Below are 26,163 nucleotides of genomic sequence, written 5' to 3'. Positions count from 1 at the left end.
TATGCAATTATCAGAACAAGAACTTGTAAGAAGGGAAAAACTAAACTCTTTACGTAACTTAGGTATTAACCCATATCCGGCAGCTTTGTTCCCGGTTGATCATACTTCGGATAAGATCAAGAAGGAGTTTAAAGACGGTAAAAAAGTGGTTATTGCTGGTCGGTTAATGTCCAGACGTATTCAAGGTCCCGCTTCTTTTGCAGAGTTACAAGATGCAAATGGCCGTATTCAAGTGTATTTTAACAGGGATGAAATTTGTACCGGTGAAGATAAAACCAAGTACAATGATGTCTATAAAAAATTATTAGATATCGGTGACTTTATCGGTATCGAAGGTGAGCTTTTTACCACGAAAGTAGGTGAGAAAACGGTTATGGTTAAAGATTTTACATTATTAAGTAAAGCGCTAAAACCTTTACCATTACCAAAGACCGATAAAGAAGGGAATACTTTTGATGAATTTAATGATCCCGAAATGCGTTATCGTCAGCGATATGCAGATTTGGTCGTAAACCCTCATGTAAAAGATGTTTTTGTAAAGAGAACTAAGCTTTTTAATGCCATGCGCCAGTTTTTTAATGATCGTGACTATTTTGAAGTTGAAACTCCGATATTACAACCCATCCCGGGAGGAGCTGCTGCTCGCCCGTTTATAACACACCATAACTCCTTGGATATTCCTTTGTACATGCGTATCGCCAACGAATTATATCTTAAACGATTAATCGTAGGTGGTTTTGATGGTGTATATGAGTTTTCGAAAAACTTCAGAAATGAAGGAATGGATCGAACCCATAATCCAGAATTTACCGCGATGGAAATTTATGTAGCCTACAAAGACTACAACTGGATGATGGATTTTTGTGAGCAACTTCTTGAGTACTGTGCTATTGCCGTTAACGGAACAACAAAAGCAACTTTTGATAATCATGAAATTGACTTTAAAGCCCCTTATGCTAGAGTTACTATGGCAGATTCGATCAAACATTTTACAGGGTTTGATATTACAGGCAAGTCTGAAGATGAAATTCGTGAAGCAGCCAAAGGCATGGGAGTCGAAGTAGATAACACTATGGGTAAAGGAAAACTTATCGATGAGATTTTTGGTGAAAAATGTGAAGGAAATTATATCCAACCTACCTTTATCACTGATTATCCTAAAGAGATGAGTCCTTTATGTAAAGAACATCGTGATAACCCCGAACTTACAGAACGTTTTGAATTGATGGTTTGCGGTAAAGAGATTGCTAATGCATATTCTGAGCTTAATGACCCTATCGATCAACGTGAGCGATTTGAGGATCAATTAAAACTAGGAGCAAAAGGAGATGACGAAGCAATGTTTATTGATCAGGATTTCTTACGTGCTTTAGAATATGGTATGCCTCCTACATCTGGTATGGGAATAGGGATGGATCGCTTGATCATGTACTTAACCAATAACCAGTCTATCCAGGAAGTTTTATTCTTCCCTCAAATGCGACCAGAGAAAAAACAGGTTGACCTTAATGAAAATGAAAAAACCATTTTTGAAATTCTTAAAAAAGAAAAAACCATTGCACTAGCAGATCTTAAAAGTGCAACAGGACTAAGCAATAAAGCCTGGGACAAAGGCATGAAAGGCCTTTCTAAATTAGGGCTAACAAAGGTTACAAAAACCGAAGATAGTCTCATCGTAGAAATCACAGAGTAATAAAATAATAGCACATACAAAAACGCAACCCATATGGTTGCGTTTTTTCCCCTTTAAAAAACAAATTCTAACTATACGAAACCATAATTTCTTCGGTTTCAGATTGTCATAGATCAAAGATATTTTTACACAACCACACCAAGGTTACCTTTCAATTAAATAAATCTTAAGTATTAGATATTAATGTACTACTTACGTCTATCATTTAACATTAACTAAATGAAATTGATACCTAAACGATTAAAATCTTGAAGTTTTACAAGAATCTCCTATATTTGAGTGTTTAAAAAAACTAACAACCATGGCATTTATTACAGACGAAGAGCTACAAGACCTTAAAGATCAAATATATAAAGCCGAAGAAGCTACACAAAGCGCAAAATATCTTAGCGAAAAAGCTGTTGACGATGAGAAGGAAAACTCCAGAAAATTTAAGATTGCCACTATCATACTTGGTATCCTAGCTGTACTTGGAGTTGCGGGTACAGTATATTTTATGAACTTTGGTGCTACGGGTATGATCTCTGAAAAAGACCACAAATCGCAAGTAAGTGTTCTTGAAAATAAGGTATCAGAATTAGAAGGAACACTTCAGAACTTATCTATGAATCAAGAACTAGATTCTGAAAATACTGGTGAATCTGCCGGTTCTATAGAAGATGAATTGGTATATGCAGTACAGATTGGTGCTTTTGAGGAAAAAAACTTATCTATGTTTTCTGACAACTTCGTTAATTTTAAAGAAATCAAAAGCGAAGGATATAATAAATACGCCTTAGGAAATTTTGAAACGCTTGCAGAAGCTAAACGTTTTCGAAGAGAATTGGTAAAACTAGGCTTTAGAAATGCCTTTATCGGTTCTTATCAAAATGGAAAACGAATAAAAATTGAAGAAGCGTGGTAGATATAAATAAAAAAGGAGGCAAATGCCTCCTTTTTCTTTAGTAATCAACTCAACAAACTATACATGTACCACAATGTATTTTTTCCCTGATCTTCTATAATATACACCATTGCTGGTATAATACTTTACTCCTCTTACTTTTACTACTTTATAACCTCTGGGTAATGTGGTCACTCTAACCCCAACCGGGGCCGATACAGTTCTATACCCTCTACTCTTTTTTACGTACCATACACCTCCACTACGGTAGTATCTTACATTATTATGCACTACAACTCTGGGATGATGCAATTTGGTAACTACCACTCCTTTTGCAGGACGAACTCTCACGGTTGTAGCACAAGAAGTTGTTAGAAAAGAAAGTAATACAATCGGAATAACCAGTTTCAGTATTGTCTTCATATCGATAGTTTTTTTGTTTTCTATACTATCTAAGACTACACTATCTCATAAAGGTTTAATCTATACTTCCTTTTTCTACATATTCTTGTATTGGCATCCCATCAATAATTACATCTTTAAGTACCGATTGCCCTTCTTTAACATACACCAATGCATACACATTATTCTTTAGGCTATCACGATTAACCTGTCTATATGCTTTTTCTGCATCATAGGCTTTGGTCTCTTCCATATAAAATCTATTAAAGGGTAGTTCAAAATTTATGACTTCTTTATAATTACCCCTTACTTTGGCAATAACATAGTCCTTATCAATATCTAAGGATTCTTTACTTATCTTAACTACTTTGGCAAAACCTTGATCATCCTTTTCGATGTATACCTGTATTTCATCTCCACGTATATAGGTAGTATCTGCTAACGCAAAAGAATTTATCTCATAATCCAATGTAATGTATTTCCCTCTAAAGGGATCTGTAGGGTCTATAGGTCTGGTTCTAAATTTATACACTTTACCTGTCTCTAAAACATCTTCTTGCTGCCATATCATTTGTAACGGAACAAAAATTTGCACCAATGCTACGGTTATAAACCCTATTAATATGTGAATCGTTTTCATACCTGTAAATCGTTTAATTGTTTCTTAATCCTCTGTTGTTTCTTCAGCATAAAATAGTTAGTTAAAAAGAACCCTGTTCCTACCAAAACAAATAGAATTCCTCTCACTACAAAGCTCATTCCTGTATCAAAAAATCGGCAAATAATCAGAATCGAAATAATCAGCAGTCCGTAGTTTAGTATCCCGAAATTAAATTTATCTGCCCCAATTTTAATAGCAGAGATCCCCAGTGCAAAAACTAGTAAATTGATGAGTACAATAGGTAAAACGCCCATAGTCGGAAGCAAAAAGTACACGATCCAGAATACGATAAAAGCTACCTGAAACAGGTTAATCGCTTTTATTCCTTTTTTCCAAATCATATATCCCAAAACTGCTATCGTTATTACCAACAACACCAATTCAACAAACAATTCCTGAAGACCATAATTAAACTCACTCGGGAGCTCATCCCAAATCCAACTAAACGTAAATATCATCAGAGATACTACGGTGCCTAATGAACCAATAATCAACCAACCGTTTCTAAGCGTTCTTAGCTCCTTGAATACCGAAAGTCTTCCGATAGTATACAGCAGTCCAAATAGTGTGATATAAGTTACAAATCCAAGAGTGTCATCATTCCCTAAAAAAGTACTTAGCGCTATCGCCATACTAGCTGGTAAAATCCAATTAAAAATCGTTACGGTATTGCTTGTTATTTTTGTTTTAATCAGCATCCAATAATGAGGAAGTACTGCCAAAAAGAATACAATGTATAACCAGGGTGTTTTGGTGTTTCGATACTTCCACAAACCTGTCTCTAATGCATAATATGTACTTAACAGTAGCAATAGTAATGCTACTGCATTAGATCGTAGTAGATAAATCAACGGTAAACACAGTACGATCCATGTAAGCAGGTAAGAACCCAACTCTCCCGGGATATTATAAATCTGACTCACCATAGCGATACACGCCCCTACCGAAAAGAAAAGAAATGTACCTGATGCTTCTTTCCAGGTATTGCTTTTTTCTTTCAGGATAGAAAAACCAGTCATAAACTGCCCCACTAGTAATGGTAAAAATGCTAAGATTGTTTTTGTAATTTTTGAAAAATCATCCCAATTATGGGCCAGCATTAAAATAATACCTGACCCTACCAGTAACGCCCCAAAAATCCCGAAAACCATAAATAGTTTATTAGGTTTCCCAATATCTTTAGTCGCATAATACTGCTCTATTTTATCTGCAAGCTCTGGCGAAATTACTTTATCTTCTACCAAAGTTTTTAGTTCTTTATTAAATTTTGAACTCATTTCATCCTTGTTTTATAATTAAGAAATATACTCTTTATTTTATAACCAATTCTCTTCGTTCATAAGCTTTCAACAAAATATAAAGGCCCAACCCAGCAAATATATGTTTTAGAGAATGTCCGCTGATAACGCCCAACAAATCATAAATTATTTCATCATAATATTCTGATATTTTAGCAAAAAAATAAAAAATCAAGAGTAACCAATATACTTTTCCATAAGGGGTACTCGATTTAATAAAAATTAGAATCAAAGGTATAGCCACCATAGGATAAAACTGTACTAATACATATGGTCGCAAATCATTCATTTCTCCATATACCCAATACCAAATAGAACCCAACCCTACTAAAATCAAAGGCCACAAAAGGGCTCTTCCTAATTTTTCAGAAATAAACTCGCTGATCATTATTGAAAACAAGGCCATAAAAACAATAGTCATTGGTAATCTATCCCAAACCAATGATTGTGAACTTGGAAAAAGATGGTAATACCCAGATCCTAATCCAATTAAACTAACCCCAATAAAAAGCATTAAATACTGTGTTTTTGGCTTGCTAAAATTTCTGGATATATATAAACCTCGTATTCCTACAACTACAAATACTAGATTAGATACAACATTCCAAAAATTTGAAATACTAAACACACTCCTTGTATCGCTAAATGAATGATATTGTTCATCTTGTACTATTGGATCTAAGAAAAACATTGCCATAATAGCGAGTATACCAACGGTTATAAGTAAAGAAATTCCTGTTCTTTCTTTTTTCATCTGATTAAAATTTAGTGGAAAACTTTATAAAAAAGACAGCCGCAACCACACGGCTGTCTTTCCTAATCATCAAAACAAGGAGCCTCCCCCCGGATGTCAACATAATCATGACTCTTTTTAAGATCAAATTGACACGGCTCCTTCTTTTGATTCTTTATTGTTCCTGATTCTCTATAAACTTCTTATCCCTAGTGTTTTTTTGTACTGCAATTGCAGCAAATAAACTTAAGGTAAAAGACATCCCATAAAATCCTTTTTCACTTAGTTCTAAATCGGCATTCCATAAACCAATAATCAATAATAAAATAGAAGTAAGTGTAGTAAACCAACTGATCCCATAATAAATATCAGTAACCGGGATGCCTTCTAACCTATCCCTAACACTTTTTTGCACAGATACTGCAGAGAACAATCCAAATAACAGGATGGTAAAATAGTATCCCTTTTCGTTGAGAAACATACTGGCATTCCATAAACCGATACAATAGGATATCATCCCTATAAAAAGTGCCGACCAAGATGCCGATATAAAAGCCGGTGTAGGCTTTTGATCATATACTTTGTTTTCTTTCTTTTCTTTTTTTTCTGTTGCTGCATCCTGAGATACATCATTACTAAATTTGTACTCCATGATTAACTTGTTTTTGATGATTAATTATGGTACAAATGTGCAGTGATTTTGTTTGAAGATAAATTCTAGTTTTCAAAAAAACTTACGATATAATTATGTTATATTATACAATATTTATCTATTCATAGTATATTTGAGCACCTATTAATTACGATATAATGAGTACTATTTCCTCTATCATACGTACTTTATCTGATGAAGAAAAGCGAAGTTTTATTGCTTTATTAAAGCAAAAGAACAAAAGAAACGATACTAAAAACATACAGTTGTTTAACCTTTTAGACACCGCTGAAGAAGTCAAAAATCTGGATATAAAAATCTACGGAAAACCATCTAAAGGAGCTTTTCATGCCTTAAGTAAAAGATTACACGATAGCCTTATCGATTTTGTGGCCTCTAAAAGTTTTGAAGGAGAAACCTCTGAAGAGATGGAAATTCTTAAGCTGCTACTTGCCAGTAGGATCTTCTTTGAGCAGAAACAATACAAGATTGCTTTTAAAACCTTGCAAAAAGCCGAGCAAAAGGCAAAAATGTATGACCTTTATAGCATCCTTAACGAAATTTACTACACCAAAATACAATATGCGCATATTACTCCAACAATACCCTTAGAAGATCTAATCACTGATTTCAAAAACAATAAAGCATCGATACAACAAGAAGAAAACCTGAATCTCTTTTATGCTACCGTACAGAATGAACTTAGCAGACATCACCAGGATTTTGTACTCGTAATACAAACCACTTTATCCAAATTTGGAATCTCGACAACGCAAGACCTTACCTTTAGGTCTCTTTTTAAGATTTTAGAAATCACTAACAAAGCGGCCCAGGCTTCTAGGGATTATTATACCATATTGCCTTTTGTAGAAGAAGCCTACACGCAAATCGATACTAAAGAAAATCTAATCGACAAACACTTATTCTATCATATACAGATTTTGTATTATGTAGCCAATGCTTATTTTAGGAATAAGGATTTTAAGACCTCACAGCACTATCTCGTTTTGATGAAAAACCAGATGCAAAAGTACCAAGGCAAGTATTTTAGGCGATTTTTTCCTCAATACACTTTACTATACACCTTAAACCTTACTTATTGTGGTCATGCTGATCAAGCCATTACCTATCTAGAAGTTTTTGATGGTAATCGACATAAAGAACAAATTTCTTATGTCTTAGATCTAAAACTAAGTTTGATTGTATTTTACTTTATGCAATCTCGGTTTAAAGATGCATTAGGTATCGTATCTGGCTTTTATCATAGTGACACATGGTATACCGAAAAAGCGGGAATCCTTTGGGTTATCAAAAAGAATATGGTCGAGATCTTACTACATATAGAACTCAATAATCTAGACCTGGTAGAATCCCGGGCAAATAGTTTTAGAAAAAAGCATGGCTCCTATCTAAAAAGCAATGGCGAAACTCGGGTTTTAGAATTTTTGAAGCTTATTCTTGAGTACTATCGCAAACCCGAAATCATTACTACGTCTCTTTTTAAAGAAAAAATACAAAATGTTCTTACTACACCTAATAAGGAGCAAGAAGATATTTTTGAGATGAGTTTTTATGCCTGGCTAAAAGCAAAGGCTCATAACACTGGATTGTATGAAACAACCCTAGAGTTGGTAAACCCATCCTAAACACCTGTCATTGTGAGCAACGAAGAAATCCATCTCACAAAACAATAGTTAATTCTAATATAATTTTCTCAAAGGCTCTACCCGATTTACTATCTTGTTTCTATCGCATAACATGCTTACAAAGCATTCGTCACACATAAAGTATTATAAGCTATTAGAAATGTCAATCAAAAAGCTCACCATGAAAAAAAACATTATACTACTCTTTGTATTTACCCTTATTTGGAATTTTGAAGTAAGCGCACAATCAGAAATTGAGCAGATCAACACTACCTTACAACATTATATAGAAGGCACTGCCAACGGAGAACCAGAACGGTTAAAAAAAGTATTCCATAAAGATTTCAAGCTATTTATTGTAGATACAGATACTCTAAAAGTAATAGATGGTAAGGGTTATATCGAACGTGTAGAAAAGGGTAAAAAATATAATCGGATCGGAAAAATAATCACTATCGATTATGAAAACGACGCAGCATCGGCTAAGATTGAAGTTTATTTTCCTGACAGAAACAGAGTAGCAACCGACTACCTGTTACTGTTAAAAATACAAGGAACATGGAAAATCCTTCATAAAATCATTAATCTTAATACGTTCGAAAAAGTAGCAGACCTACAAGCTAAAAACACACTAGAGATCGACAACATCAATACCACCTTATTACACTACATAGAAGGTACGGCCAATAGCAAACCCGAGAGATTAGATAAAGCATTTCATAAAGATTTCAATTTGTATTATATCAAAAAAGATACGCTGGGTATTATCCCGGGAAAAAAATACATGACTAATTTCACCAATGGCAAAACATATAATCGCATCGGCAAAGTAGTATCTATAGATTATGAAGAAGATGCTGGTCTTGCAAAAATACAGATACTCATGCCCGATAGAGATAGAGTAGCCATAGATTACCTATTGCTACTAAAAATAGAGGAAGAATGGAAAATAATTCATAAATCCTTTACTTCTAAAACCTACAGCAAGTAAACTAAAAGTAACATTCATTATGAAGCAATGAAGCAGTCAAACAAATTCGTTACTACCCGGTTCGTTACCCCCCTAAGGGTGGTTCTGAACCACCCCTAACCCGGTTACGAACCCCTTATTACCCATACCAAGGTGCTTCGAAGCGGTTCTAAACCCTTTCTAATCGGTTACATAAGTACTTAGAGCCGGTTGTTTACTGCTTATAACAGGTTCTTAACCCATTCGAATGGGTTCTATATCGTCTCGAACCAGTACAACAACCCATTGTAATGAGTAGAACACTCCGTCGAGATGGTATTCTACCCTTTCGAACTAGCAATTAACCACCAAACCATGATCTATACACTTATGAAAAAGGGGTTAGAACCGCTTCGAATCAATAAACAACCACCTACTCATAAGAAACGAACCTACTAAAAAGAATGACAGACCTTCGACGGTGCCTCCCCAAAGTTTGTTGTGGGGCTCAGAATACTTGGCGTTTTTATAAAACATCTCGATACATGCTCGTTCCTCAAGCTTTCGATATGATATCTTTTTTTTGTTTTGAACTACCCATCTGTTCAAGTGACCCAATGGTCATTGGGATGTATCTCAACCTTTTTATAGCATTAAGCCATAACCACTCTACAGACCTGGTTATCATAGATTCCGGAAATTCCCCTATCAAAAAAGGGGTTTAATCCCCATACCGTCGTATTAAGATTTGATGTAAGTTTGTGACAACCAATAAAAAGATAAAAACAGCCTTCTATAGGTTCAAAAAATATCAAAAAGCGAGTTTGTGTTAGTTAGCAAACCCCATAGGCTATATAAAAGCTTATGGGGTTTACTTTTTTAAAAGACAAGTTTCATATTTCTTTTTTATAAAAATCATATAAGTTTATGCATACTTCTAGAACTTGAAAAAAAGCATACTCCAAATACTCGATCACCTTATACAGATTAGCAATAATCACAAATATTTTATGTCGTTAACAACAACAAAACCTAAGACTGCAACGTTATATACTTTCTTATAAACCATGTCACACGATTAATGAGTATACTACCAAAGTATGGGTTACTACAATTAAGGAACTCTGCAAGAATATACACTAAAGACGTCACCGAAAGTCTACAACTCTTTAAGAAAGAAACCAAAAATCTTAAAGTAACTGTGTTTCTTTCTTACCATCCCGATGAGCTGGAAGAACTGGATAGTGCAATTAATTTTTTAAAGGATTTTGATGTACTGATCTATGCAGATTGGCTGGATGAAAACATACCAAGAGACAAAAGTGACATCACCTCGAAACAATTACAACAGCAAATACAAGAGAACAAAAAGTTTATTTTTCTAGCAACAGAGACTGCTGTACAATCAAAATGGTGTGATTGGGTACTACGATTAGCTGCTACCATAAAAGCACCAGAAGATATTGTTGTTTTACCCATACGAGAAGATTTTAGTGACTATGGTGGCGCCGACTATCTAAAAAAACATGCCTACATCAAAGAAAATGATTTTACCGCACTGGCATATGATGTAAAATACCCTAATGGAGATGAAAAAACATTAGCAGAATGGTTTACATCGTAAACAATAGTCGCCAAACACTTATAAAAACTATGGTCTGCCTATGCCTTTCGAAGACAAGTTTTTATTACAAACTAAAGAGTCCCTGCTACTTTCTCCACTGCAGCGATGGTATCATCAAGATCTTTATAGGTTAAGGCATCGGTGATAAACCAAGTTTCGAATGCACTTGGCGCGATATAAATCCCATTATCCAACATACCATGAAAGAACTTTTTAAAGGTTTCATTATTCCCATTAGCAGCAGTATCAAAGTCTACTACATTATCTTTAGCAAAGTGTACCGAGATCATTGATCCCACTCTATTAATAGTATGTGTTACGTAATGATGTTTTAAAGCCTTTTCAATCCCTTGATGCAGGTATTCTGTCTTTTCTGCTAAACTCTTAAAAATTTCCGGGTTATCGTTCAATTCGGTAAGCATAGCTAATCCCGCAGCCATTGCTAAAGGATTACCACTTAATGTTCCTGCTTGATATACTGGTCCTAATGGTGCCAGGTGATTCATGATTTCTTCTCGTGCAGCAAAAGCCCCAACAGGCAACCCTCCACCAATTACCTTACCAAAAGTAACGATATCGGCATCTACTCCTAATAATTCTTGGGCCCCACCTTTAGCAAGCCTAAACCCTGTCATTACCTCATCAAAAATCAAAAGGATATCATGTGTATCGCATAAAGCTCTTAACCCCTGAAGAAAGCCTTTTACCGGAGGAATACATCCCATATTACCTGCCACAGGTTCTATAATGATACAGGCAATTTCTCCTTTATTGGATTCAATGATTTGTTCTACATGATCTAGATCATTATATCTTGCTAGCAACGTATCTTGTGCAGTTCCCTTGGTAACCCCTGGACTATTTGGGCTTCCAAAAGTAACAGCGCCGCTACCGGCCTGAATTAGGAAAGAATCGCTGTGCCCATGATAACAACCGGAAAATTTGATAATCTTATCCTTATTCGTAAACCCACGAGCCAATCGCACGGCACTCATACAGGCTTCTGTCCCCGAATTTACAAAACGTATCTTATCGATATTAGGCACCATAGAAACCGCCAATTCTGCAATCTGTGTTTCGATCTCTGTAGGCATCCCAAAACTTGTTCCTTTTTTTGCTTTTTCAACCACTGCATTTACTACTGGTGGATGAGCATGACCGAGAATCATAGGCCCCCAGGAATTGATATAATCTATCAATCGGTTTCCGTCTTCATCATATAGATATGCTCCTTTGGCTTCTTTAACAAATATGGGATCTCCTCCTACTGCTTTGAAAGCTCTTACTGGTGAGTTGACCCCACCAGGAATCACTTTTTGCGCTGCTACGAATAGTGCGCTACTTCTTTGGTATATCATGTTTAGTTGAAATCTTCTTCTTCCTCATCTTCGGCCTTTACCTTAAGTACTTGTCCGATTCTGATATTATTATCTGCGAGATTATTGTATGCCTTGAGTTCGTTTACAGAGATTTTATATTTACGCGAAATAGAATATAGGGTATCTCCTTTTTGTACTACATGACCCTTCTTATTATAAACAACAAGAGGTGGTGTAGTTGCAGCCATAGAGATATCTGTTTTAGCTCCTCTACGTGCCTTACGTTTACGCCCTAACACCTCATCATCGAACTTATATAATTGGTGCTTTTCGATAATACTAATCAATTTTTCGGGATATTTTCTGTCTGTTGCATATCCCGCTTCTCTAAGGCCACGAGCCCAGGATTTATAATCTTTTTTATTGAAGGTAAAAAGTCTTGAATATCGTTTTCTGTTCTTTAAAAACAAGGAATGATCTCGAAAAGATTCACTCGCTTTATTATACTTTCTGAAACATTCTTGTGAACGATCATCATCATGATATACGCGATCACCTTCCCAATCATGGCACTTGATCCCGAAATGATTTCTTGCTCTCTGGGTGAGGTCTCCGTATCCTGCACCAGATTCTAAAATCCCTTGTGCCAAAGTAATACTCGCTGGAATACCGTACGTTTTCATTTCGCTCATGGCAATGCTAGAAAACTCGAAAATATATTGCTGTACACGTTCTTTATAAGGAATGGTGGCAGGTGATTTTTTTCTAGGTGCTACATCTGGTAGTTTTTCTGAAATAACTTCTTGAGTATTGCGCTCAATAGTAGTCACCGTAGTTCGCCTTGGTGTTGGCTTTTTTGTTCTCGAAGTAATTACTTTTTTGTTTCCTCCACAAGAAATCAAAAATGCAGTAATACATAGTAATGAAATAAATTTCCTCATCTTCAGTATTAAATTGTAATAAGGGGTAGTTTCTTTTTCTTTAATCTTTTGTTCATCCCAGCAATACCTTGTAACCCTCCGGTATGCACGGCTAAAATACGAGTATTTTTTGGAAAAACACCTTTTTGTACCATGTCAAAAATCCCAAAAAGCATCTTAGCGGTATAGACAGGATCTAATGCAATGTGTTGCTGTGCATAGAACCTATTTATAAACTCTACGCCCTCTGCGTTTATTTTACCATAGCCTCCAAAATGGTAGTTGGTTATTAGTTTCCAGTTTGTTTTTGTAGTATATTTTTTTATTTCTTCGGAAAGAAATTCACCTTTTAATGCCGGAAAACCCAGTACAGTTTGATGAGTACCGGCGCTATTAATGATACCCGAAATCGTTCCCCCGGTACCCACAGCACAACAAATGATATCATAATCTTTATCTTGTTCTGAGAGTATTTCTTCGCAACCTTTAACCGCTAGTTCGTTGGTTCCCCCTTCGGGAACCAGGTAAAAGGATCCAAACTCTTTGGTTAATTCTTCTAAAAAGGTTTCAGAAGTTTTTTCTCGATACTGCTCTCTGGGAATAAACTTAAGGCGCATTCCTGATACCGAAGCAAAATGTAACGTATCATTTCCTGACAAGGTTTTATCGAGGTCTTTACCTAATTCTTCTCCCCTAATAATCCCGATGCTATGCATCCCCACCATCTTTCCTGCAGATGCCGTAGCCGCTATATGATTACTATATGCTCCTCCAAAAGTAAGGATCGTACTGAATCCTAATTTTTTAGCTTCGGCTAGATTGTATTTTAATTTTCTGAATTTGTTTCCGGAAACATGGGTATGGATCTCATCTTCTCGCTTAATATCCAAAGAAACTTCTGCATTATCCAAAATCGGGTGGTTAATCTGTTGATTTTCTGAAAGTACCGTTTCCGAAGAGAAAATATGCATTTATAAATATTTAATAAAACTCCAGGGTCTTCTCTTTTTTAAATAATCGAGATCATCTTCATTGTAGTATGCCTCTCTTTCAAAAGAAATATTGCGATACGCTTGTTGCGAATTTCGATATTGTACTACCCTAATAATATATTCTGCAAAATAAAGAATATAGAATGGCAATACCAACAACTCTGCTTGTTGTCTTATATGAATTTTCTCATGGTTGATAAAGATTTCATCTTCTTTAAGAAAGGAGTCCTTCACCACAATAAAAGGCCAAAGAGCTAACCCAACAAAATGGCGACCTATCAAATATTTGTTAACAACTATGCGCATATAATTACAAGATACTATTTTTGTATGATATGAGTAACCCTAAAAAAGTATTAACTCCAAAAGACGGAGATTATTATATTACCCCCGAAGGGTATCGATGTTTTACAGAACAATATCACCTTAGAAGAGGATATTGTTGTGAGAGTGGCTGCAGGCACTGCCCGTATGGCTATGATAAAAAAACAAATAGCTACACTAAATAATAGTGTTAAAACTAGTGTCATGGTATGATTATTGTTGGTAAATAGTTAAAAAAGCTATTTATTGTTGAACCTCTAAAACAAGGGATTATGAAATTTTTATCACTTTTATCATTAATCCTTATCATAACTTTTAGTTCCTGCACCACTGTACGTGTGGCTTCAGATTATGATAAGCAGGCAAATTTTAATACCTATAAAAGCTATGCATTCTTCAAGCCAGGTATTGACAAAGCAGAAATTAGTGATCTAGACAAAAAACGCATCTTAAGAGCTATCGAAGCAGATATGACTTCAAAAGGATTTATTAAATCAGAAAATCCAGATATGTTAGTTAGTATTTTTACAAAAACCCGTGAAAATGTATCAGTATACCAGAATAACTGGGGCTGGGGCTGGGGTCCCGGTTGGGGATATGGCTGGGGGTGGAATCCCTGGTTTTGGGGTGGTAACTACAATTCGGTTTCGACAGTAACTGAAGGCACCCTATATATAGACCTTATAGACGCTTCTAAAAAAGAACTGATTTGGCAAGGAATGGGTACATCGGCCTTGACTAAAGATGTAGACAAAAAGCAGGAAAAAATGAATGAGATTGTTGGCGCAATCCTCGAAAAATATCCACCACAGATAGAATAATACCAATATTTCTTTACATAAGTGTAGCCTTTCTTTATAGAAGGGCTATATTTTTTTTATGTACATTTATGCTAAACCTGATAGTAAAAACCTATGCGTAATTTTCTACTCGGAGCAGCAATAGCGGCTTTATTAGTATTTGGAATAAAGTATTTTATTGATCAATCGAATACCCGAAAAACAGAGCTTCAATCTTCTGATCTTATCCTTAATCAAATTAAAAACGTTGGCAAACTTGTTGTTACCGAAGGGCATTTCTCTGAAGTGATTAATTACAAAGAGGATAAAAAAGTATTTTCTTTTATTCCTACTATAAAAACTGCCCTAGTAGTTGTTAATGCCAAAGTAGAAGTATCTTACGATCTCAGTAAAATTGATTACATCCTTAACAAGGATATTAAAACTGTAGTGATTACTAAAATCCCAAAACCAGAAATCAATATTAATCCTGATATAAAATACCATAGCCTTCAATATGGTCTTTTAAACCAATATAATCCTAAAGATCACAACTTAATAAGGAAAAAGGTAGTGAACCAACTCGAAAAAAAAGTAAAAAAATCATCGTTAGTTACAAATTCTGAAAATCGACTTATTAGTGAACTTCAAAAAATATATATCCTCACCAATTCATTAGGTTGGACTTTAAAATATAATAATACCATCATTGATAATCAAGTTCAGCTCGAAGAATTACTAGACTAATTAGGGGGAAAATTTACTTTACATTACCGGTAAATTGTCATCCCGAACCATGCGATTCGGGATCCATAACACAAACTCATATAATTTATGGACTCTGGCCTTATATTTTAGCAAAAGCTAGTACAATATTTAGACAACAAAATGACAATATCCTTTATTAGTGTATAAAAAAGATGGAAAGAAAAATCTTTCCATCTTAAAATTTAAAAAATCTACATAGTATAGAATTCGTTTGTCCCTCAAACCCTATGTTATTATACAGATTGTTTATTTGTCTACAGTAATAAAACGAGCCAGTTATTAAATACCCTACCCCCTATACTAATTATTTATAAAATATTACAAGGGTAGTGATTTTAACTGGTCTAATGCCTTTTTGAAAACCGATGCTACAAATTCTGCTACATCTTTTACATTAAAATCAATATTCCAATGATAATCATGCCCTAGCAGTGCTACATCCAGTTCTGCATCAAACAGATTTCCTTTTTCTATTTCTTTTAAGTTTCCCGAAATTTTAAACTTTTTAATATCTATAATATCACCGGCATGCTTAGCCACATATGTCGCGATTTTTAGAACTCCCTCGGCTCCTAGTTTTGCACCTTCTAATACCGCTTTTGCACTATCAAAGGCTATGGCTTCGGTTCCTTTTTCAATAATTTCAAGTTCTTTTTTAGCCCCTTCTAATGCTAAATAGACTGTAGATCTTCCGATGGTATTAATGGCATCACCTGCAGTGGCAATAGCCTGTTCACCTGTTGCTTTTACTGCGCTTAAACTTTTTAAAGCTCCTTGCCAAACCGTATAATCACCACCATACCGAACTCCCTCTAATGTTTTTTTGGCGGCTTCAAAAGCAGTATAGTTTACTCCTGTTTTGGCAACGTGCAAAGCTGTTTTAGCGGATTGAAATGCGGTATAATTCACTCCTGTTTTGGCAGTTTGCAATGCAGTTTTTGCCGATTGAAACGCCGTATAATCTACTCCATATTTGATTCCTTCTAAAAATTTCTTGGCAGCTGCCAATACTCCTTTAGCAATTCCATAAGCGGCCAATGTTGTACCATAGTTATAATGATGCCTCTTTAATTTATTGCATTTACGACTTGCATTATCTATTGATTTTTGTGCACTCCCTACACTATTATTATATTTCTTTTCTGCAGCATTTACTGATTTCTGCGCAGTCTTAATCCCATCATTATATTTTTTTTGCGCCGTATTTAACTCATTCTGTGCAGTTTTCATCCCAGAGTTATATGTCTTTTGGGCTTTATTGACATCATTCTGAGCTTTTTTTAAGGAAGCATCGTAGGTGCCTTTTGCTTTTTTTACATCGTTCTTAGCTTTAGTAAGCTCCTTAGCATATTTTGTTTTTTCATTGTTTAAATCGGTTGTAAGTTTTTTAAGATAGGCATCTGCATCTTTTCGAGCTTGTGTCAATGCTTTCTGTGCAGGTACAAATTTTGCTTCATATGCTTTTTGAGCTTTATCAACTTTGTCTTTTGCTTTATTGATATCTGTTTCTGTTGTTTTAAGAGCTGTATCTAATCTTGCTGCAACTTCAGTCTTAAGGTAATGACTAATATCATTATCCATCTCTCCCGAAAGTTTGAAATCCAATGATTCTGGTTTAGTAATGGTTCCTAAACTTTCACCTTGGATCTCATATTTTAATACTCCGAAGAAGTTTTGATCAAATTTAAATGCAATTCCTTGGTTAGAGATGTCTACATACACTCCTTCTTGAGCTCCCAAAAATGAAATACTCCCATCAATTAATAGTGACTGCTTAGAAGTAGTTAACTCTAAATCAATAGTTGCGTCTTTTCCTTCTTCACCACTTATCTTTAATGGCCCGAAACTAAGATTATCTATATGCCCTGCTCCTTCAATACCTGTATCAGAAATACGTGTATACATAGCAATTTCTTTGCCCGCGATAACTAAATCCCCAGAAAAACTAAATCCAGGTTTATACGTTATTGTTCCTATAGAGCCCCCAGCCGGAGCGCAATACAATTCAAGCTCTTTTAACTCAAAGAAATCAGGAACTTCAGGAATATCCAGATGGGTTACATCTGCTGCAAAATTGATAAGTTGAGAAGGATTTAGTTCTTCCAGTTTTCCCATTAGAATTTCTTCCATTGGGTTTTCAGAAATACTTACTGCCATATCGACGACTGTATCGCCTATTTCTAGTCCTCCCGCAATCCCAAATTCAGAAGGTATCCCTGTAGCTACAAATTGTTCATAGATAATCCCTATTTGTAGGGCAAGTGCCGGACCTATTTTTACTCCATTGATTCCGAAAGGGTTTTTCCAATAATTTTTCATGGTTACCGAGCCTTTGGCTTCTAGAGCACCAACAGATAACGCCATATCAAAATGCAACGGAGTGGTTTGCTTTGGCACATCTACTTCCATCCCAAATATCAAAACTAAAGCGGGTTGCGGTGTAATATCGATTTGAATCTTAAAAGGATCACATTCTACCGAATGCCCTAAATGTAATCTTGTTTCTGGTATTTCGATAGAGATATTGGTAACTGTTCCAAAATGCGCTGTTAATACAAGTCCAACATGTTTTTGTCCTGTTAAACTTGATAAACCGGGAATTTCTTCTAAAACTCCCATTAATTGTAAGCCTTCTTGAACTGAAAAGTTGAGCCCTTCATTTTTAGTAATACAATTAGCCGAAGCATAGATAAACCCTACTTTAGAAAATTGAAGCTCGTCAACAAATGTACTTTTTGCAGGAGGAAACACTGTAGACATACTAAAAGAATCAGCTGCAAGGTTCGCATATAAAACGGTAGTCCAGTCTGTATTTTTTTCGAAATAGATACCACAATCCACAGTGACTCCTTCTATTATGGCTTCGCCCGAAATTTCAAACTTTGTTGGTTTTTGAACCGATTTGTTATAAACTTCGAAATCAAGGCTAGTTTTGGTCACTTTAACCGATCCAAGGGTGATGTTTCCAATAGAACCATCAAACACCACCCCCTTACTCGAAATTTGAGCCATTGCATTAAACGAATGATCATGTGCTGTAATATCTGTCATGAGTGTTAGTCCCATTTTAATGTCGGTGGTATCCACCTTACAATCTGTTGTAGCCAGAGCAATACTTGTGTTTTTAAAATCAACACCAAAATCCGGAAGATTAAGACCCGCAGGAAATATTTCATTAAACATAGCTCCAAGGTCATGTAACGTAAAATTTTCGGCTTTTGTCACAATCCCAATTGTATCTGGGGTAATGCTCCCGGCAAAGTTAAAAGTAGTATGTCCTACTATAAATTGAGATGTCATATCCAATGACTTAGTCACTCCTATTTTTCCTGTAATTGCAATAGTATCGAGATGTAATTTTTCGATCCCAAAAGCACCACTTAGATTCTTTGCATTTGCATTTAAAACCAAAGTTTTATTTGCTTCGGTAACTTCGAAAGTCATTTTGCCCTGATCCTTATCTGTTAGATTATCTACATCAAAATCTCCAACTAGCTTAGGTATTATGATCCAATTTTCGTCTTTTTTCGAAATATCTAACTGAAACCAAGCTTGGGTAAGTGTTACTCCTCTGAAAACTTCTTTATGAAATACCATTTCGCATGTAAGTGTAGCATTTTGCGGAGTAATTTTTTTAGTAATATCTTTACTACTCGATATAATACTACCAGTAATTTCTATTGCGGTATCACTATTGACATATTCTTTAAAAATAGAGAGAACTCCATCCATTCTTAATTTCCCTGAAAAAGAAATAGTGTTTTTCGCGCCGGATAATGAAGTTTCTTCGCTAACAGAAAGACTTACGCCATCGAATACAAAATCATCTACATTACTGCAGTTAAAATCTTTAAATAAGTCTAAAAACTTAAAATCGTCCTTTAATACAGGACCTGGTTGGGTTGTAGTGAGCATAGTTGTTGTTTTTGTGCATATTATATACCTGTTTGACAAGCAAACAGACCTATGTTGGTTGACAACCTAAAAATACTACAGTTTTAAATACAGTACCAGTTTTTCTATGGGCAATATGAAATTATCGGGTAAATTATAATGTACTATTTGTTACCCGTTGTGTATTTAGAGGTTTTTTAATTACAATTCGATTGCTTCGACTGTAGGAGAAGTGTACTTCGACTGGCTCAGCAGAGCTATCGAGAATAGGATTTTAGTTAAAAAAACTATTCTCGATACATTTTTCCTTCATTTCATTACGAAAAAACACTCGAATTGACGCTTTTTTTTATTAATTTTCCTATATGCACAACAGGTTATTGGTTATATTTCTTGTTTAGAATATAATAACGATGCTCATCCCAAATTTTGTTATTCTTAATTATTGCTTTTTGAAACACCCCTTCTTTTTTATAACCATTATATTCTAAGATCTTCATAGAGGCAACATTATGCTCTAAAACACCGGCATATATTCTAATCAAGTCTAATTTTTCAAATCCATACTTGGTGATTAATTCTATAGCTTTAGTCATGATTCCCTTTCCCCAATACGGTTCACCTATCCAATACCCTATTTCTGCTGATTTTCTATAAATATCCTCTTGTACAATAAGACTAATTACTCCGCAAAGCTCATTTTTAAAAATGATACCAAAACTTTGTTTAGGATTATGTTCTTTGGCAAGGTTTATAAAATACTTCGCATCTTGTTCGGTATATGGGTATGGAAAGTAGTCTCTTAAATTATCCCATACTTTTTTATTATTAGCAAGGGTAGTCAATTGCTGTATATCTGACAGTTCTAATTGTCTTATGATGATATTTGAATCGTTCATTTATTCCTGTGGATTCTCATTAAAACCAACCATCCAATTGATCCCAAATTTGTCGGTTAACATGCCAAAATAAGCGCAGCACTTCGTTTATTCTCACTTACTCTTTTAAAATTACTCATTTTAACTCAAAAATATTACATCTTACCAAATATTTAAGTTATTGATTATAAGGAATTTATTTAATTTTAAACGACTACAAACGGTTACAAGCGAAACTAAACACTTCCTAACCGAATCTCTACAACATCCTCTTCTATGTTTGCATCGTCGAAACATAAGAACTCGATAGTATCAATTGTTTAACACGAAAAATTAAAATTATGAACACGCTAAAAAACAAAGTACAGTTGATTGGAAACTTAGGACAAGAACCTGAAATTATCAATCTCGAATCTGGTAAAAAACTAGCCAAATTCTCTATTGCTACTAATGACTATTATTACAACAAAGAGGGAGATAAAATTACGGATACACAATGGCACAATATTGTTGCCTGGGGTAAGACTGCAGATATCATCGAAAAATATGTAAACAAGGGTCAAGAAATTGCTATCGAAGGTAAACTAACATCTCGCAGTTATGAAGATAGTGAAGGTCAAAAACGGTATATTACAGAAGTAGTTTGCAATGAACTACTCATGTTAGGGAAATAAATAAAAAAGGGTTGACTAGCGAATAGTCAACCCTTTTAAAATAATTTTTTATCCTATAAAAAATTCCCTTCGTCATCGGTTTTAACCTTGATAAGCTTATCCCCGTTTTCTAATCTAAGCTTATACATTTTTTTGGTAGCTCCCTTCTTATCATGATAATTAACCACATATAAATCCTTAGTAACGGTCCATCCAGGAAATCTCTTCGCTATTGATTTTACTACATTAGTAGGTAGCTTTACATCTTTAAACCTTTCGACAGTTCGTAGAACCTTGCCGTCTTTGTCGTATGCCGCCAAGATCTTGCCCTCGGGAATATGAAATGCCACTTCATAATGATCATATTCGTCATTATAAATGTCTGAACTCTTGAGGTCAAAAGTCGCTACCTTTCGTTGTAGTAATTCTACTGGGAGCGCTTCGTCCTCAGCATCGGTTTCACTAAGATATTTATAGTTTGTAGCTATGATCCATACTTCAGCTAACTGCTCAACATCCTGAGCAAAAGATGGCATAGTTAATCCTAATACAAGTAAGCCTAAAATTATTTTTTTCATGATTTTAATTTTTAATAAATGATTAGTGTAATAATGAAAAAATGATTCTTGCTTTGTAACTCTAAAAATATTCAGTCGACAGTTTATAAACTATGATATTTATCAGTTATACGTATTGACACTATCTCTTAACATATTTATAATTAAACCCCTACAAAAACATCATGCTTGTCGCCTGAAGTAAGTTTCGACAAATTAATACTACTAAGGTGTTACCAAAATTCATTACTTTTAACAGTACTAATTCATAAACCATACCCCCTTTGAACACATATACCAAATATTGGTTTCTAGAAGGGTTCAACCTTTTTAATAAACTTGGTAGGATTACCATGATGCGTATGTGTGAGATTCTGGAAATGGAAAACATTAATAAAGGTGAAACCATCCAGCTTCTTAAAAACAACGAAAAAAGCATCTTCTTTCTTAAGAAAGGCACCATAAAAATCATCGATGCTCTAAACAACAACGTAAAATATATTGTAAAAAAAGGGAACATTTTTGGTGAACTCTCTCTTTACGATAAGCAAGCCGCATTAGAGGAGCAAGCCGTAGCATTAGAGGATTGTATTATCTGCTATATCGAAGCAGATAGAATGGAGAATATTATGGAAAAACACAAATCCTTGAAAAATGGGGTTTTAAAAGTATATGGTTTACGAATTAAAAAACTCGAAAGAAGACTTCGAGATTTATTATATAAAGATAGTGCATTGAGAATCGAAGAGTTCATAAAAGATTATATCCAAGAATTTGGAGAAATAGAAGAAAACCAGATTGTGGCAAAAAATCTGCTGTCTCACAAAGATATTGCGAACCTCACTAACACTTCAAGACAAACGGTTAGCAATGTAATGAGTTGTCTCCGAAAAGATGATATAATCAGCTATAACTCACAATATATTTCAATACCCAAAAAATTGCTTCCTACATAACCATCAAAAAAGAATTCTCGATTACATTATGAAACTCACACAATCAACAATCATCTTATCCGTTCTAATTTCATTTTCAGTACTACTCATACAGGGACAGGAAAATGAAATCGAAAGTAGCGTATTCATTACTGCAAACACTAGTGAAGATGTTGATCAGGATATTTTAAAGAACATGGTGTCCGCTTCTAACCAAGAACAAAATGCTACACTACTAATTGTCGGTAATACCGCCGATCCTATAAGTATTAAAGAGAATTCTGCAAAAACCACTGTGGGAAAACAATTAGATGTAATTTCTGATTTTAACGGAGAAATTGTTTTTATACCAGGGTATAACGAATGGAAAGCCAAAGGGTATAAGAATGTAAAAAGTCTGGAAAAATTTATTCAAGGAAACAGTAGTGCTAAATATTATCCAGATGATGGTTGCCCAATTAAGAAAAAGGAGATTTCTAAAAATGTTGTATTAATTGCTGTAGATTCTCAATGGTTTCTAGAAAATTGGGATCAAAACACCTATATCAATGATGATTGTGATATTAAAAACAGAACACAATTCTTCCTCGAATTCGAAAGTATGCTCAAAAAATCACAAGATCAAATAAAAATCGTTGCTATTCATCATCCCATGTTTACCAATACCAAATCTGGACTTATTTCTCGTACAGGTGGACTTTCTCTTCAGGATTTTCAGAACAAACAATATCGCACATTAAGGAATAAACTAATTACGTTAGCACGGCAAAAAGAAAATGTCATTTTTGTTTCGGGCCAAGGTAGTAACTTACAATATGTTTTTAAATACGGCATCCCTCAAATAATAAGTGGATCTGTTGGTAAAACGAAAGGAGTTAAGTCTTCTAAAAAAGATGATTTTGGTTCCTCAGAAAACGGGTTTGCTAAATTGAATGTTTTCAAAAACGGAAAAGTCACCGCAAACTATTATGCAATAAAAAATGGTAGTTCGTCTGAAATATATTCTTCAGAAATTTTCAAAGGAAAAAGTCGAGATGTAAACTATACTTTTACACCCAAAAGCAGTTTTGGAAAATCCCAAAATACATCGGTCTATTCAAAAGAAGAGACTACAAAAGGGAAATTGTATAAAGGTTTATGGGGTGATCATTATCGCGAGTATTACAGCACTTCTGTCAATGCACCGATTGCTTTCTTAGACACATTAATGGGCGGATTAACACCTGTACAACGAGGTGGTGGTCACCAATCAAAATCATTACGCCTGGTTGATAAGAATGGCAAACAATTTGTAATGAGAGCATTGAGAAAAAGTGCCATCAAATTTTTGCAATCTACTGCATTTCAAGATAAATACGTTGAAGAGGATCTCGAAGAAAGCTTTGCAGATCGCTTCTTACTTGATTTCTATACCACCGCTCATCCTTATACCCCTTTTGCAGTAGGAACACTTGCTGATGCCGCTGGTGTATTTCATACCAATCCAAAACTTTACTACATCCCTAAACAAGAAACGCTGGGCCTATTTAATGATGAATACGGTGATGAATTATACATGATCGAAGAACGCGTAGAATCAAATCACAAAGATTTGGAAAGTTTTGGGAAACCCAAAGATATTTTAAGTACCGATGATGTACTTCAGGAAATTCGAAAAACCGGAAAATCTATTGTAGATGAACCTTCATATATAAGAGCAAGGATATTTGATATGCTTATCGGAGACTGGGATCGACATGAAGACCAATGGCGATGGGCGCGTTTTAAGAAAGAAGATGGTACAGAATTCTGTAAACCCATCCCCAGGGATCGTGATCAGGCATTTTCGATATTTGACGGAAGTATTATCTCTTTTTTACGCTGTGCTGTACCTTTTATCCGGATGATGCAATCTTATGATGAAGAATTACCAAGCACTAAGTGGTTTAATTTCGAACCATACCCTCTAGATCTTACTTTTTTAAATCAGTCTAATTGGAACGAATGGGAGAAACAAGTAAAATATATCCAGACCAATTTAACCGACGAAGTCATCGAACAAGCTTTTGAAGAGCTTCCTGATGAAATAAAAGGAACAACTATAGAAGAAATTAAAACCAAACTTAAAGGAAGAAGGCAAAACATTCTAAATATTGCCAAAGAGTATTATCTATACCTCAATAAGTTTGAAGTCATTGCAGGGACACAAAAAGATGATGAATTTCGTATTACCAGACTTCCGGGAGGTAAAACATCTGTTGATATCCATAGAAAAGACCTAGGTATATTTAATCGAACTTTTACTCATGACGTAACCAAAGAAATATGGTTATATGGCCTAGATGGTAGAGATTCATTTGTTGTTGAAGGGGAAGGTGATCACCCTATTATGGTTCGTGTTATGGGGGGTAGAAAAAATGACACTTATGATTTTAAAAGCACCAAAAAGGTGAAATTATATGATTATAAATCCAAAAACAATACAATTGTCAATAAGAAATCAAGAAAATGGTTAGTCGATTCTTATGACATCAACAATTACGATTATAAAAAAAGAGATTATTTTGTATATCAACTGTTTCCTCTCATTTCATTTAACCCCGATGATGGACTAAGAGTTGGCGTATTGAACAATTATACTAAGTACGGATTGCAAAGAAATCCATTCACTCATAAACATTCTTTTGGAGTATCGTACTATACTGGATCGTCGGGATTTGATGTTTCCTATTCAGGTGAATTTTCTAATATTTTTCACAAATGGAATTTTGGAGTAGAAGGATTATATACCAGTCCAAATTTTGCTCAAAACTTCTTTGGATTTGGTAATGAAACAGAATACGATAGAGATGAAGTAGATTTAGATTTTAATAGGGTACGAATCGGAAAATGGAATGCAGCCATTTCATTGATCTGGAGAGGAAGAGATGGAGGTTCTTTTTATTTCAAACCCATGGCAGAATCCTTTGATGTCGAAAATACCGAAGGTAGATTTGTAAACTTACTACCTGTAAGCAGTACCGTTTTTGAAAAACAGACCTATGCAGGTGCAGAGGTTATGTATAACTTCAAAAATGCGAATGACTTTGCTTTTCCAACGTTAGGGTTAGATGTCGGAATCACCGCAGGATATAAAGCAAATATTGATGGTGGGGATGCAGACAATCGTTTTGGATATGTCGAACCTCATTTCGCAATAACTCACAAATTATCCAAAAATGGAAAATGGGTACTGGCGACCAAGATTGCCGGTGAAGCAATTCTAGGAGATAATTTTGAATTCTATCATGCTGCTCAAATTGGCGGAACCCAAAGTCTAAGAGGCTATAGAAATGAACGATTTACAGGTAAATATTCGGCATATCAAAATACAGACCTTCGGTTTCAAATAGGAAAATTCAAAACAAGTTTTATTCCTTTAAAATATGGAGTCACAGGAGGGTTTGATTATGGTCGTGTATGGATAGAAGATGATAACTCAGATAAATGGAACAACAGTGTAGGAGGTTCTTTTTGGGTAAGTGGCTTAGATACTTTTACCGGAAATGTGGGATATTTTTCTAGCTCAGATGGAGGCAGAATTGTCTTTGTTCTTGGTTTTGCCTTTTAATTGAAAAGAGATTC

General features: G+C 34.9%; 23 protein-coding genes. 11 read left to right on the top strand and 12 right to left on the bottom strand.

Annotated features, from left to right (window positions below):
* Position 1 precedes the first annotated feature (1 nt).
* Together lysS and ABW637_RS07530 are read left to right on the top strand one after the other, a co-directional pair.
* Positions 2-1,693, top strand: a complete 1,692-nt coding sequence (lysS, locus tag ABW637_RS07535; RefSeq protein ID WP_367584040.1) for a lysine--tRNA ligase — start codon at positions 2-4, stop codon at positions 1,691-1,693.
* 301 nt (positions 1,694-1,994) lie between these two features.
* Entirely contained in the window at positions 1,995-2,597 is a 603-nt protein-coding gene (locus ABW637_RS07530) for an SPOR domain-containing protein (protein ID WP_367584039.1), read from the top strand.
* A 57-nt stretch (positions 2,598-2,654) separates the two neighbouring features.
* Here the strand turns inward: ABW637_RS07530 and ABW637_RS07525 are convergent, their stop codons facing one another.
* The 5 genes from ABW637_RS07525 to yiaA all read right to left on the bottom strand — a co-directional run bounded on the left by ABW637_RS07525 (position 2,655) and on the right by yiaA (position 6,322).
* Positions 2,655-2,999, bottom strand: coding sequence for a DUF6515 family protein (locus ABW637_RS07525; RefSeq protein WP_367584038.1), 345 nt, complete (start codon positions 2,997-2,999; stop codon positions 2,655-2,657).
* 55 nt (positions 3,000-3,054) lie between these two features.
* Positions 3,055-3,618, bottom strand: coding sequence for a GDYXXLXY domain-containing protein (locus ABW637_RS07520; protein ID WP_367584037.1), 564 nt, complete (start codon positions 3,616-3,618; stop codon positions 3,055-3,057).
* Positions 3,615-4,916, bottom strand: a complete 1,302-nt coding sequence (locus ABW637_RS07515) for a DUF2157 domain-containing protein (RefSeq protein WP_367584036.1) — start codon at positions 4,914-4,916, stop codon at positions 3,615-3,617. The genes ABW637_RS07520 and ABW637_RS07515 overlap by 4 nt, the downstream gene beginning before the upstream one ends.
* Positions 4,917-4,950: 34 nt before the next feature.
* Positions 4,951-5,691, bottom strand: a complete 741-nt coding sequence (locus ABW637_RS07510) for a ceramidase domain-containing protein (RefSeq protein WP_367584035.1) — start codon at positions 5,689-5,691, stop codon at positions 4,951-4,953.
* A 154-nt stretch (positions 5,692-5,845) separates the two neighbouring features.
* Entirely contained in the window at positions 5,846-6,322 is a 477-nt protein-coding gene (yiaA, locus tag ABW637_RS07505) for an inner membrane protein YiaA (RefSeq protein ID WP_367584034.1), read from the bottom strand.
* A 158-nt stretch (positions 6,323-6,480) separates the two neighbouring features.
* On the opposite strand from yiaA, the gene ABW637_RS07500 reads away from it, so the two are divergent.
* The 3 genes from ABW637_RS07500 (at position 6,481) to ABW637_RS07490 (ending at position 10,541) form a co-directional block, all read left to right on the top strand.
* The gene (locus ABW637_RS07500) at positions 6,481-7,968 is read left to right on the top strand and encodes a hypothetical protein (RefSeq protein WP_367584033.1); all 1,488 of its coding nucleotides are present in this window, start codon (positions 6,481-6,483) and stop codon (positions 7,966-7,968) included.
* A gap of 181 nt (positions 7,969-8,149) precedes the next feature.
* Positions 8,150-8,959: a nuclear transport factor 2 family protein gene (locus ABW637_RS07495; protein ID WP_367584032.1), complete on the top strand. Its 810-nt coding sequence runs from the start codon at positions 8,150-8,152 to the stop codon at positions 8,957-8,959.
* A 1,039-nt stretch (positions 8,960-9,998) separates the two neighbouring features.
* A complete protein-coding gene (locus tag ABW637_RS07490) occupies positions 9,999-10,541 on the top strand; it encodes a TIR domain-containing protein (protein ID WP_367584031.1) in 543 nt (180 codons plus the stop codon).
* A gap of 71 nt (positions 10,542-10,612) precedes the next feature.
* Here ABW637_RS07490 and hemL read toward each other — a convergent pair whose 3' ends face one another.
* From hemL to ABW637_RS07470, 4 genes are read right to left on the bottom strand one after another with little or no spacing between them, the layout of a single operon-like run.
* Complete coding sequence (gene hemL / locus ABW637_RS07485; protein WP_367584030.1) at positions 10,613-11,899, bottom strand: glutamate-1-semialdehyde 2,1-aminomutase; 1,287 nt, start codon at positions 11,897-11,899, stop codon at positions 10,613-10,615.
* A gap of 2 nt (positions 11,900-11,901) precedes the next feature.
* On the bottom strand, positions 11,902-12,801 hold the full coding sequence (locus tag ABW637_RS07480; RefSeq protein ID WP_367584029.1) for a glucosaminidase domain-containing protein: 900 nt from the start codon (positions 12,799-12,801) through the stop codon (positions 11,902-11,904).
* A gap of 8 nt (positions 12,802-12,809) precedes the next feature.
* Positions 12,810-13,751, bottom strand: a complete 942-nt coding sequence (locus ABW637_RS07475) for a 1-aminocyclopropane-1-carboxylate deaminase/D-cysteine desulfhydrase (protein ID WP_367584028.1) — start codon at positions 13,749-13,751, stop codon at positions 12,810-12,812.
* Positions 13,752-14,078, bottom strand: a complete 327-nt coding sequence (locus tag ABW637_RS07470; protein ID WP_367584027.1) for a hypothetical protein — start codon at positions 14,076-14,078, stop codon at positions 13,752-13,754. It lies immediately after the preceding gene.
* 29 nt (positions 14,079-14,107) lie between these two features.
* Between ABW637_RS07470 and ABW637_RS07465 the strand changes: the two genes are divergently transcribed.
* The 3 genes from ABW637_RS07465 to ABW637_RS07455 all read left to right on the top strand — a co-directional run bounded on the left by ABW637_RS07465 (position 14,108) and on the right by ABW637_RS07455 (position 15,622).
* Positions 14,108-14,281, top strand: coding sequence for a C1orf53 family protein (locus ABW637_RS07465; protein ID WP_367584026.1), 174 nt, complete (start codon positions 14,108-14,110; stop codon positions 14,279-14,281).
* An 87-nt stretch (positions 14,282-14,368) separates the two neighbouring features.
* Entirely contained in the window at positions 14,369-14,917 is a 549-nt protein-coding gene (locus tag ABW637_RS07460) for a DUF4136 domain-containing protein (protein WP_367584025.1), read from the top strand.
* 93 nt (positions 14,918-15,010) lie between these two features.
* Positions 15,011-15,622 carry a DUF4230 domain-containing protein gene (locus tag ABW637_RS07455; RefSeq protein ID WP_367584024.1) on the top strand — a complete coding sequence of 204 codons (612 nt, stop codon included), beginning with the start codon at positions 15,011-15,013 and terminating at the stop codon, positions 15,620-15,622.
* Between the two features lie 339 nt (positions 15,623-15,961).
* Here the strand turns inward: ABW637_RS07455 and ABW637_RS07450 are convergent, their stop codons facing one another.
* On the bottom strand, positions 15,962-19,558 hold the full coding sequence (locus ABW637_RS07450; RefSeq protein ID WP_367584023.1) for a hypothetical protein: 3,597 nt from the start codon (positions 19,556-19,558) through the stop codon (positions 15,962-15,964).
* A 356-nt stretch (positions 19,559-19,914) separates the two neighbouring features.
* On the bottom strand, positions 19,915-20,436 hold the full coding sequence (locus tag ABW637_RS07445) for a GNAT family N-acetyltransferase (protein WP_367584022.1): 522 nt from the start codon (positions 20,434-20,436) through the stop codon (positions 19,915-19,917).
* A gap of 320 nt (positions 20,437-20,756) precedes the next feature.
* On the opposite strand from ABW637_RS07445, the gene ABW637_RS07440 reads away from it, so the two are divergent.
* Positions 20,757-21,089, top strand: coding sequence for a single-stranded DNA-binding protein (locus tag ABW637_RS07440; protein WP_367584021.1), 333 nt, complete (start codon positions 20,757-20,759; stop codon positions 21,087-21,089).
* Positions 21,090-21,142: 53 nt separating this feature from the next.
* Here ABW637_RS07440 and ABW637_RS07435 read toward each other — a convergent pair whose 3' ends face one another.
* A complete protein-coding gene (locus ABW637_RS07435; RefSeq protein WP_367584020.1) occupies positions 21,143-21,646 on the bottom strand; it encodes a nicotinate-nucleotide adenylyltransferase in 504 nt (167 codons plus the stop codon).
* Positions 21,647-21,909: 263 nt separating this feature from the next.
* Here ABW637_RS07435 and ABW637_RS07430 point away from each other — a divergent pair, with 263 nt between their 5' ends.
* Complete coding sequence (locus tag ABW637_RS07430; protein WP_367584019.1) at positions 21,910-22,581, top strand: Crp/Fnr family transcriptional regulator; 672 nt, start codon at positions 21,910-21,912, stop codon at positions 22,579-22,581.
* Positions 22,582-22,609: 28 nt separating this feature from the next.
* On the top strand, positions 22,610-26,149 hold the full coding sequence (locus ABW637_RS07425; RefSeq protein WP_367584018.1) for a bifunctional metallophosphoesterase/BamA family protein: 3,540 nt from the start codon (positions 22,610-22,612) through the stop codon (positions 26,147-26,149).
* Positions 26,150-26,163: the final 14 nt, after the last annotated feature.

The sequence above is a fragment of the Aquimarina penaris genome, assembly GCF_040786285.1.
Taxonomy (GTDB): Bacteria; Bacteroidota; Bacteroidia; order Flavobacteriales; family Flavobacteriaceae; genus Aquimarina.
Note: the sequence above shows the minus strand (reverse complement) of the source record. Positions and strands in the feature narration are given on the sequence as shown.